Genomic DNA, 16,521 nt, shown 5'->3' on the forward strand with positions numbered 1-16,521 from the left:
TCTAGTATTCCCCCGACTTAGGGGGAACCTCTCCTGTTAGTCCTCTAATCTTTTTTTCAGTATAATCGACCCATTTGTGTTATAAGTCAGGAATAATGAAAAAAGAGAAAACATTTTTTACTTTTGTTATCAAGATGATCGCGTTAGCCGTCTTTTTTATCACGGCATTAGCATTGATTTTCCGTTACATGATCCTTCAATCCGCTGAGAGTAGAGCTAATTTAGCGGGAAATATCATAAGAGAATCCTTGACATCTCATATGATTACCGGAAGCAGTGATTATCAAAACGAATTCCTTAAACAAATAGATACTATCGATGGGGTCAAGAGTACATGGATCGTTCGATCTGAACGATTAAATCATCAATACGGCAACGGAATCCATCCTCAGGATGCGCATGATAATATCGATCGTGCAGTATTACGCGAAGGAAAAAGTATATCAGATGTTTCCGGAACGTTGTTCTCGGATACTCTCTATCGTCTTTCTATTCCCTATGTTGCAACAGGGAAAGGGAAAATGGATTGTTTAAGTTGTCATGATGCGAAAGCAGGGGATGTCTTAGGGGTGGTTTCCCTTGAGATGCAAATCAATGATCTCAAAGTTACCGGACTCATTTCCATCTTTATGGCAATGGTAGTGGTGATGGGGTTGATGTACTATTTATTTAAAACAGTTCGTCGTTTTATTGTCTCTTATAAAGAGACCCTCGATGATTTTTCGGTGATGATGGAAAAGGCTGAAGGGGGAGACTATTCGTATCGGCTTAAACAGACTGAGAGTGTTGATGGATACCACACGGCAATGTGGGCAAATGCTTTGATGGAAAAACTTCATACAACACTCACTGAAAGCGGTAAAAAAATGGGTTCATTGATCCATTTGGATAAACCGAATGCTGATCCGCTCTTTACCCTCCAAATGGGTGTCCATCAACTCTATGAAGTGGAGCGTTTTCGCAAGGAAATCGAAAAAGATCAAAATCTCGAAGAAATTTACGGTCGTATCATTGCCTTATTACGCACACGGTGGAGTCTTGGTAATTTTAATATTTTAGAACTCAATCCACTGGATAAGACAACGCATGTCGTTCATAGCGAGAAAACGCTGCTTTGTGATGCCTTAAGCGGATGTCGTTGCGATCGGACGACCGGAATGGTTGATTCGACTCAATGTGAAGTCGCATGTCCGAAAATGATCGATCCCTCTGCCTATTATATATGTCGAAATTATCCTATTGTGGATGAACTTGATATCGTCATTTCTTTGGTAACGTATGATGTCCGTGACATTGGGAAAATACGCTTGGCACTTGAGCAATTGGGTAATTACATTAATGCTTCAAGAGTTCAAATTATCAATAAGAAGTTACAGCAAACAGTCCGGATAGATTCGCTGACACAGCTTTACAATCGTACTTATCTTGAAGAACTGACTAAATTGATTAATGCACAAGCTAACCGTACAATCATTCCCTATGGTATATTGATGGTCGATATGGATCAATTTAATGCGATCAATCATTCCTATGACAGTCAAATCGCAAATGAAGTGATCAAAGCTATGGCACGTAATATACAAGAATGTATCCAACTAGGAGATATTCTTATCCGTTACGGCGGGGATACATTTACGGTTATTTTATACGATTATGAAGCTGATCACGTTAATGAAGTTGCTGAGGCGATTCGTAGTTCATTCAAAAAGAAAATCCGTATTAATACCTATGCGATTCTAAAAACGGTGAGTATCGGAATCTCACTTTTTCCTGAACAAACGTCTGATATGATGGAAGGGATTGAGCTCGCGAAGCGAGCATTGTTAGAGGCAAAACACCATGGGGGAAATTGTTCCCTCCTTTATGATGTCGAAACGATGTTGATTTAGCAGGAAAAATTAGAATTCATTTCCGCTATGCATCCGTGATTCAAATTCGATAACGCGGTTGCGTCCTGTATTTTTTCCTTCATACAGCGCAAGATCGGCATATTTAATTACTTTCCAGATTGAATCTGCTTGTGATGGGAAATGGGCCACTCCGATACTAAGTGTTTTTTCAACCGTATCGTTGCCAAAATGGTATTTTTTCCCATTAAAGCGTGTACGAATTTTTTCGGCAACTTGAACGGCACCTTCAGGTGTTGTGTTGTATAAAAGAATCAAGAATTCTTCCCCTCCGTAACGGATAGCAAGATCGGCTTTGCGGATACTCTCCTGGAGAATTTCAGCCAAGCTTTTTATAACAATATCCCCTGAATCATGTCCGTAAGTATCATTAATCATTTTAAAATAGTCGATATCGATCATTAAAATAGCATAGGAGATGTTTGAGCGAAGCGCTTGCTCTGAACTTTTATCAATAAACTCTTCCAAAAAGCGACGGTTATAAAGACGGGTCGCACCGTCTCGGAGTGAAGAATCGCGCAGTTTATCCATAAGCGTTCGGCTCTCAATAACGGCTTTTGCTGCTTCAAAATAGTTTTTGATACTTGGTAATGAGAGATTCATCGTCTCAATTTCTATTACAGTTTTTGCTGAGAAAGAGAGAACGAGGGCTAAATCATCATTAATATTAAATGGAATACATGAGTATTCTTTATCTTGTGCGCAGTTAGCACAAAGATTAGGAAAATCAGTTGAATAAACGTCACTAGCGGTGCGGTAGGCTCTGCATTCTATGGCATCCTTATCCGCGATTGGAAGACAAAAGGTTTTGCCCTCCGTAATATGAATCAATTTTCGCTCTTTTGTATTTTTATCCACTTCATAGAGGGCAAAATGGGCAAAATGGAATTTTTCTTTTAAAACATAGACAAACCGCTCATATATAGCGTCTTTGGTACTGTCAAGCTCGATCGTTTTTTTGAACTTATAGACATCAGAGAGCTCTTGTATGATTATTCCTGCAGTACTGAGCGGATCACTGCAAGAGATATTGGAACGAGATGCAAATGTATTGAGATTATGTTTGATACCGCCGAACGTATCTTCCATTTTTTGAAAGAGGGTATTCATTTGCTCTGCAACTTCGCTTCCTGCATCTTTGAGTGTAGTAGTGAAACGGAAGCTGAAATCTCCGGTACGGGCTCGTTTAATTCCATTTTGCAAATTAGCAAATAGCTGCATATAGGGTTTGAAATAATGGTTTGTTACCCAAAGGGCAATAAAAATAAAAATAACGTTAATAGCAAAAATTTTGGCAATCGTCATGGCGCCGGTTTGGCGAATATCGTTGATATTAAATTCCATACTGATGGCACCTAACACATCCCCCTCTTTAGCGTTATGACAGGTGAGACAATTGGGGTTGCCGTAGGCGGTAGCGATGTAAGGGATGGTCACACGTAAAACAGCGTTTTGAGCATCTTCATTGATTTGGCGAATAACAATTCCCTCTTTGAGTACTCTTTGATCGATAGCATCTCTGGGATGCTCATTTTCAAGCCCTTCCCCGTGTTGGGCGACAACATTCTGTGAGCGTACAATCCATAATTTCTGCACATCTTTGATATTGGCAATGTTGGAGAGAAAAAACTCTCGCTTGTCCATAATACCGTTCACCATGTGTGCGGTTAATCCATCCCGGACGATTTCAGCGGTCATCTTTGATTTTTCAATCGCATTGTTGTAGCCGTAATCACGAAAGTTCAGAGCAACGTTGGTGATTGTAGCGACGGCAAGGCCGATTAGCATCAATGCGACAATAAATAAAATCTTACGGTTGGTATTCATGGGTTTATGCCTTATAAAAAATGGACGGGGAAGATTTAATTAATGAGAATAGCTAAATAATTTTTAAATATATATGAAAGTAAAAAAAATGCCTTATGAAAGGCATTTAGGAAGGGTGGAATTATTCGACAGTAACACTTTTCGCGAGGTTGCGCGGCATATCGACATCGTTCCCTAAGCGGATTGCGATTTCCATGGAGAGGAGTTGCAGAACAACCATCATTTCGAAGAATTCAAGCATATAATCGTCCGTATGCTTGGTACGGATATGATCATCTGCTTTGTCAAAATCAAGAGGGCTGATGGAGCAGATTGTTGAATCACGTGCACTGAGCTCTTCGATATTGCTTTTTGTCTTATCGTAAAGCATATGCTGTGGGAGTAAAGCAATGGTAAAGAGTTCAGGATCGGCTAGAGCGATAGGCCCGTGCTTCATTTCTCCGCTAGGATAGCCTTCGGCATGCATATAGCTTATCTCTTTGAGTTTTAATGCCCCCTCAAGAGCAAGGGGAAAGAACACGTCACGGCCGATGAAAAAGAAGCCGTGACCGTGAAGATAACGTTTTGAGAGGCGACGAAGTTGCTCATGTATGGCATTGTCGACACGGACAGTGGCAGGGACGGCACGAAGCAATGTAATTTGATGCTGGATTTCAGTAGTGCTGAGAGTTTTTCGTTCCCCGGATAAATAGAGGCTGAGCATCCACAGGACACACACTTGAGTAGCGAATGCTTTGGTTGATGCAACTCCTTTTTCAATACCGGCTCGGGTTAGGATACTTGCATCGGCGAGACGAACCATGGATGAGTTATCGACGTTACAGATAACCATTGTTTTCAGGCCGTTGCGTTTTGCCATTTTGAGACTTTCCAGTGTGTCAGCAGTTTCACCGCTTTGGCTGATAACGACAAAAAGGGTATCGGGAGTCAACAGCGGTTCTCGATAACGGAATTCACTGGCTATTTCGACGGAAGTTTTGATTTTAGCGTGTCGTTCGAGTAAATAGCTCGCTACTAAAGCTGCATGATAACTGGTTCCGCAGGCACAGAGTTTTATCTCGTTAATTCCCTCAAATAAATGACTATCCAGCTCTTCAAAATAGAGACTATCGTCCCGTAAGCGTCCCATGAGGGTATCGGATAAAACCGTACTTTGCTCATAAATCTCTTTTTCCATAAAAAAGCGATATCCCTCTTTTTGAGCAGAAAGTTTATTTTCGGAAAGAGGAGTAAAGCGCAATGCCACCTCACGGTTTTGTTCATCAAAGAGTAAAATGCCATCCGCTGAGGCATACCCATAATGGCCGTCTTCGAGATAGATCACCTCATGGCATTTTCCGATCAAGGCGGCATCTGAGGAACCGAAGAATGTTTCATTCTCACGGTTACGTCCGATAATCATCGGAGAACCGTGTTTAGCGAAGAAAATTGTCCCTTCTGCATCCGCATTAACGAGCAAGATTGCATAGGCACCGTGAAGTTGTGCGAGGGTCTGCTTGAAAGCATCAAACGGTGTTGGAGCTGTTTTGAGCTGGTGCTCAAATAGATGGACAATCACTTCGGTATCGGTTTGGCTTAGAAACTGTACCCCTTGCGAGGTGAGCATTGCTTTAAGCTCTTGGTAATTTTCGATAATACCGTTATGAACAACATAAGAATTTTGTCCTAAATGGGGATGGGCGTTAAGTTCCGTCGGTTTGCCATGTGTTGCCCAGCGGGTATGTCCGATACCGACGGAGAAGCCGGTACTTTCATAATTTTGAGCTTTTTCTTCAAGGTTGACAAGTTTACCAACGGCTTTAAAAAGGGAAAAATGACCCTCTTGCAATACGGCGATTCCTGCAGAATCATATCCTCGGTATTCAAGCTCGCGAAGCCCGTCTATCAATATTTGTTTAACTGGCTTGACTCCGATATACCCAACAATACCGCACATGATTACACCTCTACTAATTTATTAATAATTTCGCGCGCATTATCGCACATTTTATGTTGCTTTTCAATTAAGAAGTGGTCACGAGCCATATTTTTATTGGTGTGAATTTTCGCGGTGGCGATATTGATTTGCGCTTCATCGAAACATTGGACGAAATAGGCGAGTAGTCCCCTTTGGTTGGTCGTAGTGAGATTGAGTTGCGCGTAATGAATAGAGTGGTCGCAATCGATGGTGATCTCGCTAGGTTTGATGATCGGTTTGGGGAGATCGATTTTTTTAGACATATCAAATGCCTCCTCGACAATCATCTCGATTTGTTCCATCGTACCCTCTTTAGGCCGTTGTAAAAATTCGATTTTGAAGTATTTTATCCCGTCAAAAAGGGTAAAAATATCCATTGATGCAACATCCAAATAACTGAGTTTGCCCAAAAGATATCCCAGATTCAAAGGTATTTTTCGAAAAATATGGATTATCAAACCGTTGTCAATATTCAACTGATAGGTGAAAGTTTGGCACTGAAATGCCTTTTTGGAGATACTCAAGATTTCATTGGGAGTATGTTTAAAGAAAAAGAGACTCGATTCGATGGAGAGAACCTTTTTCTGTTCGATTTTACTGAGTTGGATAAATTCAGGATCGTTGGTGAGTTTTTTCTCTTTGTTTTCCCGTTTAATGGCATCGGTAATTCGATCGTTTTGGGAAGCGATTTCAAGGGAAGCTTCGTAGAGTTCGTGGAGTAAATTGGCACCGAAGCTCGTATAGGTTCCAGGACCTACCCCATTGATATCGGCGTAGGTAAGGATATAAAGAAGGGTGAGATTTTCAGGTGTTTTGATTTTAGACATAAACTGATAGAGGGTTTTTTCATGGTAGAGATTTTCACGATACGCGACATTGCTCATCAAAATATGATGTCGTACCAGTAACGCTCCGCGTTCGAACTGCCCGGCAGGGAGTTTAAGGTTTTTGAGGAAGGGGAGTATGAGTTTTGTACCCACTTCGCTGTGGTCTTGTTTCCGTCCTTTGCCGGTATCATGGAGGAGTATAGCCGCTTTAAGGAGGAGTTTGTCTCCTGTACTGAGCGGTTTATAGAGTGCTTCGACATGGGGATCATTAATTTTTTCGAGCGCTTCGATACATTTAATGGAGTGCAGGTCGACTGGGTAGTGGTGATAACCGTCAAACTGAGGGAGATGGAGTACCTTTTTAAACGCTCCGATGAGCTGATGCAAAATGCCTGCATCGTAAAAGAGTTTTGAAATAACATAAAAATGATTGCGTTCGAATAGCTTACGCATCAGGGTGTATGTTTTTACTTTTAATGGGTGTTTGATAGAAATATAGGTAAAGTGAAACAAGACACTTGAGTCAAATATCCATTCGCGATCTTCCAAACTTACCAGCATTTCCAACAGCACATCGATAGCAGGTGTAGCGGTATGATACGAAGCATATAAAACTCCATCTACCGCATAAAATCCTTTTTGAATACGTCCGCTACGGAGCTTTGAAGTAGTGGAAGCATCATGCAGGTGAACACGAGCCATCTTCTTGACATAGATTTGGGTAAAGTTATTGATCCGCCATTGTGCTTCGAGCAATCTGGTGACCAGCCTCCGCTCATCGCTAAAACCAAGCATCTGAGCAATGCGCGGCATGTAGTCAAGAACAAGTTGATCTTGCTGTTTACCGCTGAGCAGATGCAAAGCGCTGCGAACACGAAAGAGTAATTCGAGTGCGATACGGTATTCACGGTACTGCTCTTCACTGAATAAAATTCCTGTGAGTTCTTTGAGGCTGTTGACCCCGTACAGCGTTTTGGCAATCCAGTAGAGCAGTTGTGAATCGCGCAGCCCTCCCACACCTTCTTTAATTTGCGGCTGCATTGAGGAGGGGAATTTTTTGCGACGAAGTTCCGCTTCTTCTATTTTCGCGAGAATAAAGGATTTAGGGTTATCATGGCGAATCGTATTGAGCCGGTTTTGGGTCGAACTCCAGGTAAAAGAAGAACCGATGATCAGCCGTGATTCCATCATCGCTGTTTTAATGGTGATATCTTCACGGGAAGCTTTTAATAAATCATTTACTTCATGAACACGATGCCCAAGTTTCAGCCCTGCATCCCATGCCAAATAGAGAAATTTTTCAATGATGGCGGCAGTGTTATACCCGTCATTTTGCTCATACACTATCATCAGATCAATATCACTGTGTACACATAACTGTTCGCGTCCGTAACTCCCTAACGAGATAAATGCGATCGGAATGGAACTGCGCATCGGTAAATAATTTCCAAACAGCCGGCGTAGAACAGTTTTGTACATAAGAGAGATGATCGAGTCGAGGGTTTTGGTATGGATGACAAGGAAATCTTTCCCCTGATTACGTTCGAAGAGTTCTGAAAGCGAATTTTTATAATCGGTTATATGGGATTTAAAAAGTTTGGATATCTCGAAATCGCTTGCTTTACGTTCGATGAGGTCTTCAATTTGTTCGGTAATACTCATGTTTACTACTTTTTGGTTTAATTGTAGCGCAAAACGCTCTTTTTATTATAGAGATAATTGATGATAAAATGAGCTATATTCATTCAAATAGATTTATAAATAGAAGATATAATATTTTTGCAGGAGTGTATCACGATGAACAATACAAACAACTACCAAAAGGTTATGTCAATTCATGATCAGGTGATGGGACTTTTACGTTCTATGCAAATTTCCCCTTATCCGGCACACTATAAAAAATATTTTGACGAACTTTTTTTACAATTGGCTGATGCCGAATTACGCAAAGAGCAGGAAGATGCAGAACATCAAATAATGATCACTTCCAAGGACGATGGAACAAAGCATCTTGATATTGCCAAGCGCTCTGTTATGTCATTTGTCGAATCTCATGCCGATATCGCATCTGTAGCCAAAAAACAGCAAGAACAGCTTGATAATGCTCCTATAAGTACGGAGGAAGAACATATCACCTTTATCGAAAGTTTGAATTCTTTAAATAAAGATATGTCCGGTGAACTTGATAAAGCGCAATCCAAAATTATTGAGCTTACTACCGATCTGAATGAGGCTTTCTCATCTCTTACAATTGACCCTATTACTAAGGTTGGCAATCGAAAAGGGTTTGTAGAGGACATGGGATCGGTAATTGAAGCTGGGAAGAACAAAAATATTTCAATGGTTTTAATGATGTTTGATGTGGATAACTTTAAATTTATTAATGATGAACACGGTTATGTGGCAGGAGATAAAGTCCTCTATTTTATCGCGCAGACGATCAAAAGCATGATTCGTGATGCCGATAAAGTGTATCGTTACGGAGGAGAGGAGTTTGCAGTCGTTCTAACAAGATGCGATGTAACACAGGCCTTTGCTCTTGCGGATAAAATTCGTGCAAAGATTGAGACTAGCAACTTGCTTTATTTGGGCAAAAGTGTTCATGTCACCATCAGCGCCGGTGTTACGATCCATCAGCAAGCTGATACCTTTGACGGAATAATCGCACGTGCAGAAAAAGCACTTTACTGTGCCAAAAAATCGAATAAAAACTGTACTATTTTGTTTGACTGGTAATCTTAAAAAAGATGATTCAATTAAAGGATACGATTTTTTCTTTTGCTATAATGCGCCCAAAAATAAGCAATAAAGATTTATACAATGGATTTGATAGCAAAAGTAAAACGGCGTGAACGGTTATCCATAGACGAAGCAACAGCTCTGTACGATTTAGACCTCTTTACCCTTGGTGAACTCGCTGATGAACGTCGAAAAGCGTTGCATGGTAAACAAACCTATTTCAATATAAATCGCCATATCAATCCGACCAATATTTGTAAAGACGTCTGTAAATTTTGCGCCTACAGTGCCAGCCGTAAAAACCCCAATCCCTATACCATGAGCCATGAGGAGATTGTCGCGATTACGGATGACATCGTCTCACGCGGTATCTCGGAAGTGCACATTGTCTCTGCCCATAACCCTGATACGGGATTGGAATGGTATCTTGAAGTCTTTCGAAAAATCAAAGAACGTCATCCACAGCTTCATATTAAAGCACTTACGGCGGCGGAAGTCCATTTTCTTGCTGAAGAATATGGCAAAAGTTACGATGAGATTCTCGATTTGATGGTAGCCAACGGAGTCGATTCAATGCCGGGCGGCGGTGCGGAGATTTTCGATGAAAAAGTACGCGATTACATCTGCAAAGGGAAAGTCAACTCACAACAGTGGCTTGAAATTCATCGCAAATGGCACGAACGGGGGATGAAATCCAATGTGACGATGCTTTTCGGGCATGTCGAAGAACGTCATCACCGGATCGATCATATGATGCGTATTCGGGATTTACAGGATGTTACGGGTGGCTTTAACTGTTTTATACCCCTTGTTTATCAAAGCGAAAACAACTTTTTGAATGTCAAAGAGTTTATTACGGCGCATGAGATTCTTAAAACGATGGCAATCAGCCGTATCGTATTGGATAATGTTCCGAATTTAAAAGCCTATTGGGTCACTTCGACGGTCAATTTGGCGCTTGTTGCGCAGGAATTTGGGGCGAATGACCTCGACGGTACAATCGAAAAAGAATCGATCAACTCCGCTGCAGGGGCTAAAAGTGCACACGGTGTAAATCTTCAAGAGTTTGTCGGGTTGATTAAGAACAGCGGATTTGATCCAATTGAACGTGATAGCTTGTATAATGTTATTAAAGCGTGGTAAGGAAATACGATGATATTAATGATTGATAATTATGATAGTTTTACCTATAACATTGTGCAGTATTGTCTCGAACTCGGTGCAGATCTAAAGATCATCCGTAATGATGAAATGACGGTAGAGGAGATCGAAGCGCTCCATCCTGAAAAAATCATCATCTCCCCGGGGCCTGCAACGCCGGATGATGCTGGGGTGACACTCGAAGTCATTCGTCATTTTGCTGATAAAGTTCCTATTTTAGGCATCTGTTTGGGGCATCAAAGTATTGCACAGGTATTCGGTGGTCATGTTGTAAGGGCAAATCGTATGATGCACGGTAAAACGTCCAAGATGATTCGTCAGGGGGACACACCGATTTTTCACAAACTTCCTGAAATGTTTACGGCAACCCGATATCACTCTTTGATCGTGGAACAGGAAAATCTTCCTGACGTGATTATTCCGACAGCCTACAGTGAAGATGACCATGAGATTATGGCATTGGAAATTAAAGATAAACCGATTTACGGTGTTCAGTTTCACCCCGAATCGATTATGAGTGAATTCGGACATGAGATTTTAGATAACTTTCTGAAGTTATGAGAGAAAAAGCTTTTTTTTTAGCATTATTGGGGATTAATACTCTTATCCTCGTATTGCAAATCAAGGGCCTCTCCATTAGCTATAATGAAGCCAAAATTCTTTATGGTGATTCCTCTCTTTTGCGCTCTATTATCAATCTTTCATTAAATTTATTCGGCCATAACGATTATGCATTACGTTTGCCGATGATCCTCCTTCATCTCGTATCGGTTTTTTTACTGTATGCGATATCCCGTTATTACGTCACACGTGAAAATGACCGTTTGTGGATCATATTGATTTATGTATTACTTCCTGGTGTTACCAGTGCGGCTTTGATTGTTGATAATGCCGGGTTAGTTATTGCTTCACTCTTTTTATTCACATATACGTATCTCCGTTTTGATAAGTATGCATTAGGGTTACTTCCATTCCTACTGATCGTCGATCCGGCATTTGCCTATTTATTTTTTGCAGTGGCACTTTACGGAATCTATCGAAAAAATTATCTTTTTATCAGTCTTGGTATCCTTTTACTTATTATTTCATTGCGTTTATACGGTATTCATGTGGGCGGATTACCGGAGAGCCGCTTCTTGGATGCATTAGGGGTATATGCAGCGATTTTTTCTCCTATTGTCTTTTTGTATCTTTTTTATGTTTTATATCGTCGTTTTTTTGCGAAAGAATGGGATCTGATATGGATGATTGCAAGCAGTGCATTTCTTATATCACTGTTACTTTCATTCCGTCAAAAAGTCGAGGTGCAAACTTTTGCTCCCTTTTTATTATTGGCGTTACCTCTCGCCGCACAAACGTTTTTATATACCTACCGAATCCGGCTCCGAGAATTCAGAATACGATATCGAATCTTGTTTTACAGCGCTTTCCTAATATTGATACTTAACGTAATGGCAGTTTTCTTTAATCAATGGTTTTACCGTTTTATCAGCAAGCCAACGCATCATTTCTCTTATCCGATGCATGTTGCAAAAGAGCTTTCTTCCGTATTGCATCAAGATCATATTAAGTGTATTGATGCCGGAGACGAAAAGCTTCAATTACGACTTCGTTTTTACGGAATCACTCAATGCCAATCGTATCGATTAGAGAAAAAGTTAACGCATGAAGGCAAAAAGGTTACAATAAGTTACAAAAATATTCCCGTATATAAGACATATGTTACCAAAATAAACAAATAAGCATCTTCTTTTGGTTAAAACTTCTCAGAAGTAATTCAAATTCCCTATAAATGATATAATTTCTGATAAATAGATTTTCGAAGGAGTTGCAATGGCTCAAAGAGCGATTCGTGAATACGATGGTAAAGCAATTTTCTCTAAACATTGGGAAAAATACTTCAGTGGTTTTCATTACGGTTTCAAATCAGTATTGGTAACTAATGGTGATGAATTGCGTGCATGTGCGCAAAAACACGGTTTTGAATGGTTGAAACAAGAAGCTCTTGTTGCTAAACCGGATATGCTCTTCGGTAAACGCGGTAAAAATGATCTTGTATTGTTTAAAACTACTAAACCGGGTGACGTCACGCTTGAAGAAGCCGCTAAATGGATCGACGAAAAAATCGCTCACGAAACGACACTTCTTTCCGGACAACATGGAACATTGACTCATTTTATTGTTGAGCCGTTCACTCCGCACTCCCAGGATCAAGAGTATTATATTTCTGCAACCACAGTAGGCGAAGACGATGTCCTTTATCTATCGGCTGAGGGCGGTATGGAAGTTGAAGAAGGTTGGGAAGAGAAAGTTAACGAAGTAACAATTCCTATCACTATGGATGATGCGAACATCGCTCATTTAATCCGCGCAAATGTTCCTGCAGGAATTCCTGCAGAGAACAAAGAGCGTTTTATCGCTTTTGCTGAGCAGTTTTACAAATTCTACCGCGATTTGAACTTTGCCTACCTTGAAATCAACCCGATTGTTATGATCGGTAACGATATGCATATCCTTGACTTGGTTGCTCGTCTCGACGACACCGCAGGGTTTATGATGGGTGAATCATGGTGCGGTGCTGAGTTCCCGACGGCGTTCGGTATGGAAGATCAATCTCCTGAAGAAAAAGCGATTGCAGAAGCAGACTCTAAATCGGGTGCTTCATTGAAACTCACTATCCTTAACCCTATGGGTCGCATCTGGACCATGGTAGCAGGTGGCGGTGCATCGGTTGTATATGCCGATACGATTGCCGATTTGTCCGGCAATGTTGCCGATCTTGCAAACTACGGTGAATACTCCGGTGGACCGACTACGGGTGAAACAAAATTTTATGCTGATACAGTTTTGGATTTGATGACACGTCACAAAGATCCAAAAGGGCGCGATAAAATCCTTATTATCGGGGGTGCGATTGCAAACTTTACCGACGTTGCAAAAACCTTTACCGGTATTATTCAATCCTTCGAGACCTATGCGGATCGTATGAAAGAACATAATACCCGTATTTATGTACGCCGTGGCGGACCGAACTATGAAAAAGGTCTAAAAGATATTAAAGATGCGGCAGACCGTTTGGGTCTCTATATCGAAGTTTATGGGCCAGAAACACACGTAACGGATATCGTACGTATGGCTTTAGAAAAATAAGGAGAGAATGATGGGTGCTTTATTTACCAAAGATACACAAGCAATTTTTTGGAACAACAACGCGAGCGCTATCCAGCGTATGTTGGATTATGACTATGTCATCAACCGTGCTAAACCTTCGGTTGCGGCAATCGTTGCTCCAACGTCTGGAAACAAATTCGAGAAATTTTTCTATGGTCCCGATGAGATCATGGTTCCGGTTTTCCGCAACACTACCGAAGCGGCAGCAGCATTTCCTAATGCAGATGTTCTTTTAAACTTCGGTTCTTTCCGTACCGCGTACGATGTTACGATGGAAGCGATTACTCTTAAAGGGCAGTTCAAAACCGTCATGGTTACCGCTGAAGGTATACCAGAACGTCTTGCACGTAAAATGAACCAAGCAGCTCGTGATGCGGGTGTCGTTGTTATCGGACCGGCGACTGTCGGCGGTATCGCTCCGGGTGGATTCAAAATCGCAAACGTTGGCGGAACGATCGAAAACATCATCAACTCTAAATTGCACCGTGCAGGCTCATGCGGATTGGTAACTCGTTCAGGCGGTTTGTTCAACGAACTTTCCAACATCATTAGCATCAATGCAGATGGTATTGCAGAGGGTGTTGCGATCGGTGGAGACCGATTTGTTGGATCGGTATTTATCGATAACCTTCTTCGTATGGAGAGCAACCCTGAAGTTAAATACATGGTTCTTCTCGGCGAAGTAGGGGGGACTGAAGAGTACAAAGTCATCGAAGCGGTAAAAGCCGGCAAGATCAAAAAACCGATCATCGCATGGTGTATCGGTACGATCGCGAAACATTTTAGTTCAGGTGTCCAATTCGGTCACGCAGGTGCTTCGGCAAATGCGGATGCAGAAACAGCAGCGTCTAAAAATGAAGCGATGGCAGCAGCAGGCATCTATGTACCTGCAAGCTTCAATGATCTTCCACACACAATCGCAGAAGTTTATGGAAAACTTCGTGCAGAGGGTACTATTGGTGAAATCGTTGAGCCTGAATTGCGTTCAGTTCCAAAAGTACGTCGTAAAAAAGAGTTCATTTGTACGATCTCTGATGACCGTGGTGATGAAGCAACCTACGCAGGCTACCCGATCAGCTCAGTGGCAACTCCTGAAACCGGTTTCGGTATCGGTGATGTTATTTCACTCCTTTGGTTCAAAAAACGTTATCCGAAATGGGCAACCGATTATCTTGAGACGGTTATTAAAACCGTTGCCGATCACGGTCCTGCCGTTTCGGGTGCACATAATGCAAAAGTTACTGCACGTGCAGGAAAAGACGTTATCAGCTCACTCGTAACAGGTCTTTTGACTATCGGACCACGTTTCGGCGGTGCGATTGATGATGCGGCTCGTTATTTCAAATACGCGAATGACCGTGGCATGTCTCCGGCTGAATTTATCGATTACATGAAAAAAGAGGGTAAAACGATCTCCGGTATCGGTCACCGTATCAAATCGGTTCGTAATCCGGATCTTCGTGTATCAGGATTGAAAAAATATGCAGCTGAGCATTTCCCTGCTACACCGCTACTTGATTTTGCTCTTGAAGTCGAAAAATTGACCACATCTAAAAAAGATAACCTTATCTTGAACGTTGACGGTACTATTGGTATCTTGATGGTTGATATGTGGCGTGCACTCGGATACTCTGAAGATGAAATCGATGGCTTTATCGAAGCTGGCGCATTAAATGCATTTTTCGTAGTTGGTCGTTCAATCGGATTTATTGGTCATATTTTGGATGAAAAACGTCTCGGTATGCCAATGTATCGTCATCCGACAGACGATATTCTCTACAATGTAGAACTCGCAGACGAAATCTAATCTTTCTTCACATTCCCGTATGTACGGGAATGACTCCTTTTTTCTTAAACTTTCTTTTTTTTTGTTATAATCGTTTTTTGATGAAATTTGTTTTATAAGGTATTCATGATGAAACGCTTTGCTTTTACAATGATAGAACTGATTTTTGTCATTATTGTAGTTGGAATTTTATCCGTTTTGGCAATGCCCAGTTTTAACCGTGATCCTTTAGCCGAAGCAACGGAGCAACTGGCGAATCATATTCGCTACACACAACATTTAGCCATGGTAGATGACCGCTTTGATTCTAATAATCCGCAATGGTATTCTGAAATGTGGACGTTATTTATTCGTCAAGTGAATGATGTTAATAATGGAGGGCAAAATGAGTGGTTTTATGAAGTATTCTCTGATCGCTCTAATGATGGTGAATCTACGGCACTTGAAGAAGCAACTGACCCATTAACCGGAGATACATTAGGAAATGGAACTTTTAACAATACTGTAGATGATAATAAAATTATTAATCTTACCCGTAAATACGGGATTCAGAATATTGTCATTACTGGAGGAACAGATGCTAAAGGTTCTCCCGTAACTGCAAGGAGAATTACATTTGACAATTTAGGAAGACCCTATCGCCGTGCATCGTGGGCAATAAATGATAATTGGCGTGGTTATTTGATAACCACAAATATGGTTATAACCCTTACGGGTGAAGATAATAGGCAAGCTACTATTACTGTAGTCCCTGAGACAGGGTATGTCTCGACACATATTCCGCAATAAAAGTGAAATTAATCACTTTTATTGAAATTCTTTCAAAACGCTCTTGACAATTAAGAGTAAATCCCCTATAATTCCCGTCCACAAACGATGAGACGCTTCGAAAGAAGAGTTAAGTTTGAGTTTGAGATCATTGAAAACTAAGTAGGTCAAACGGTTCGAGACTTTCTCGAAGACGTTGACCTTTATGTCAACACAATACAACAACCGTCTATTTACTTTGGCTGGGTAACCAGTCACCAAAAAGTAAAATAGATAACAATTTATGAAGCCAATGATTTTAACATCTTGGGTCATAGGATTGGACAAACCAATTATGGAGAGTTTGATCCTGGCTCAGAGTGAACGCTGGCGGCGTGC

Annotated in this window: 11 protein-coding genes; 8 read left to right on the forward strand and 3 right to left on the reverse strand. The window is 41.1% G+C overall.

The genetic code is table 11. From position 1 onward, the window contains the following. Positions 1-95: 95 nt before the first annotated feature. Entirely contained in the window at positions 96-1,889 is a 1,794-nt protein-coding gene (locus PHI47_RS06680) for a GGDEF domain-containing protein (RefSeq protein WP_299935322.1), read from the forward strand. Between the two features lie 9 nt (positions 1,890-1,898). On the opposite strand, the gene PHI47_RS06685 is transcribed toward PHI47_RS06680, so the two are convergent. From PHI47_RS06685 to PHI47_RS06695, 3 genes are all read right to left on the reverse strand, one after another. Further along, complete coding sequence (locus tag PHI47_RS06685) at positions 1,899-3,734, reverse strand: GGDEF domain-containing protein (protein ID WP_299935324.1); 1,836 nt, start codon at positions 3,732-3,734, stop codon at positions 1,899-1,901. A gap of 121 nt (positions 3,735-3,855) precedes the next feature. Continuing rightward, the gene (gene glmS / locus PHI47_RS06690) at positions 3,856-5,670 is read right to left on the reverse strand and encodes a glutamine--fructose-6-phosphate transaminase (isomerizing) (protein ID WP_299935327.1); all 1,815 of its coding nucleotides are present in this window, start codon (positions 5,668-5,670) and stop codon (positions 3,856-3,858) included. A gap of 2 nt (positions 5,671-5,672) precedes the next feature. Next, positions 5,673-8,180, reverse strand: a complete 2,508-nt coding sequence (locus PHI47_RS06695; protein WP_299935330.1) for an HD domain-containing protein — start codon at positions 8,178-8,180, stop codon at positions 5,673-5,675. 135 nt (positions 8,181-8,315) lie between these two features. On the opposite strand from PHI47_RS06695, the gene PHI47_RS06700 reads away from it, so the two are divergent. The 7 genes from PHI47_RS06700 to PHI47_RS06730 all read left to right on the forward strand — a co-directional run bounded on the left by PHI47_RS06700 (position 8,316) and on the right by PHI47_RS06730 (position 16,164). Beyond that, positions 8,316-9,254, forward strand: a complete 939-nt coding sequence (locus tag PHI47_RS06700; protein ID WP_299935333.1) for a GGDEF domain-containing protein — start codon at positions 8,316-8,318, stop codon at positions 9,252-9,254. 84 nt (positions 9,255-9,338) lie between these two features. After that, a complete protein-coding gene (gene mqnE / locus PHI47_RS06705) occupies positions 9,339-10,400 on the forward strand; it encodes an aminofutalosine synthase MqnE (protein ID WP_299935335.1) in 1,062 nt (353 codons plus the stop codon). A 9-nt stretch (positions 10,401-10,409) separates the two neighbouring features. Beyond that, positions 10,410-10,979: an aminodeoxychorismate/anthranilate synthase component II gene (locus PHI47_RS06710; protein WP_299935338.1), complete on the forward strand. Its 570-nt coding sequence runs from the start codon at positions 10,410-10,412 to the stop codon at positions 10,977-10,979. Next, on the forward strand, positions 10,976-12,160 hold the full coding sequence (locus tag PHI47_RS06715) for a hypothetical protein (RefSeq protein ID WP_299935341.1): 1,185 nt from the start codon (positions 10,976-10,978) through the stop codon (positions 12,158-12,160). Before PHI47_RS06710 ends, PHI47_RS06715 begins: the two co-directional genes overlap by 4 nt. A 91-nt stretch (positions 12,161-12,251) precedes the next feature. Then, entirely contained in the window at positions 12,252-13,568 is a 1,317-nt protein-coding gene (locus PHI47_RS06720) for an ATP citrate lyase citrate-binding domain-containing protein (RefSeq protein WP_299935344.1), read from the forward strand. 10 nt (positions 13,569-13,578) lie between these two features. Then, positions 13,579-15,396 (forward strand): citrate/2-methylcitrate synthase, encoded by a 1,818-nt coding sequence (locus tag PHI47_RS06725; protein WP_299935359.1) that lies wholly within the window; start codon positions 13,579-13,581, stop codon positions 15,394-15,396. A gap of 105 nt (positions 15,397-15,501) precedes the next feature. Then, the gene (locus PHI47_RS06730; protein ID WP_299935347.1) at positions 15,502-16,164 is read left to right on the forward strand and encodes a Tfp pilus assembly protein FimT/FimU; all 663 of its coding nucleotides are present in this window, start codon (positions 15,502-15,504) and stop codon (positions 16,162-16,164) included. The last annotated feature ends 357 nt before the right edge of the window (positions 16,165-16,521 follow it).

The sequence above is a fragment of the Sulfuricurvum sp. genome (assembly GCF_028713855.1).
GTDB lineage: Bacteria > Campylobacterota > Campylobacteria > Campylobacterales > Sulfurimonadaceae > Sulfuricurvum.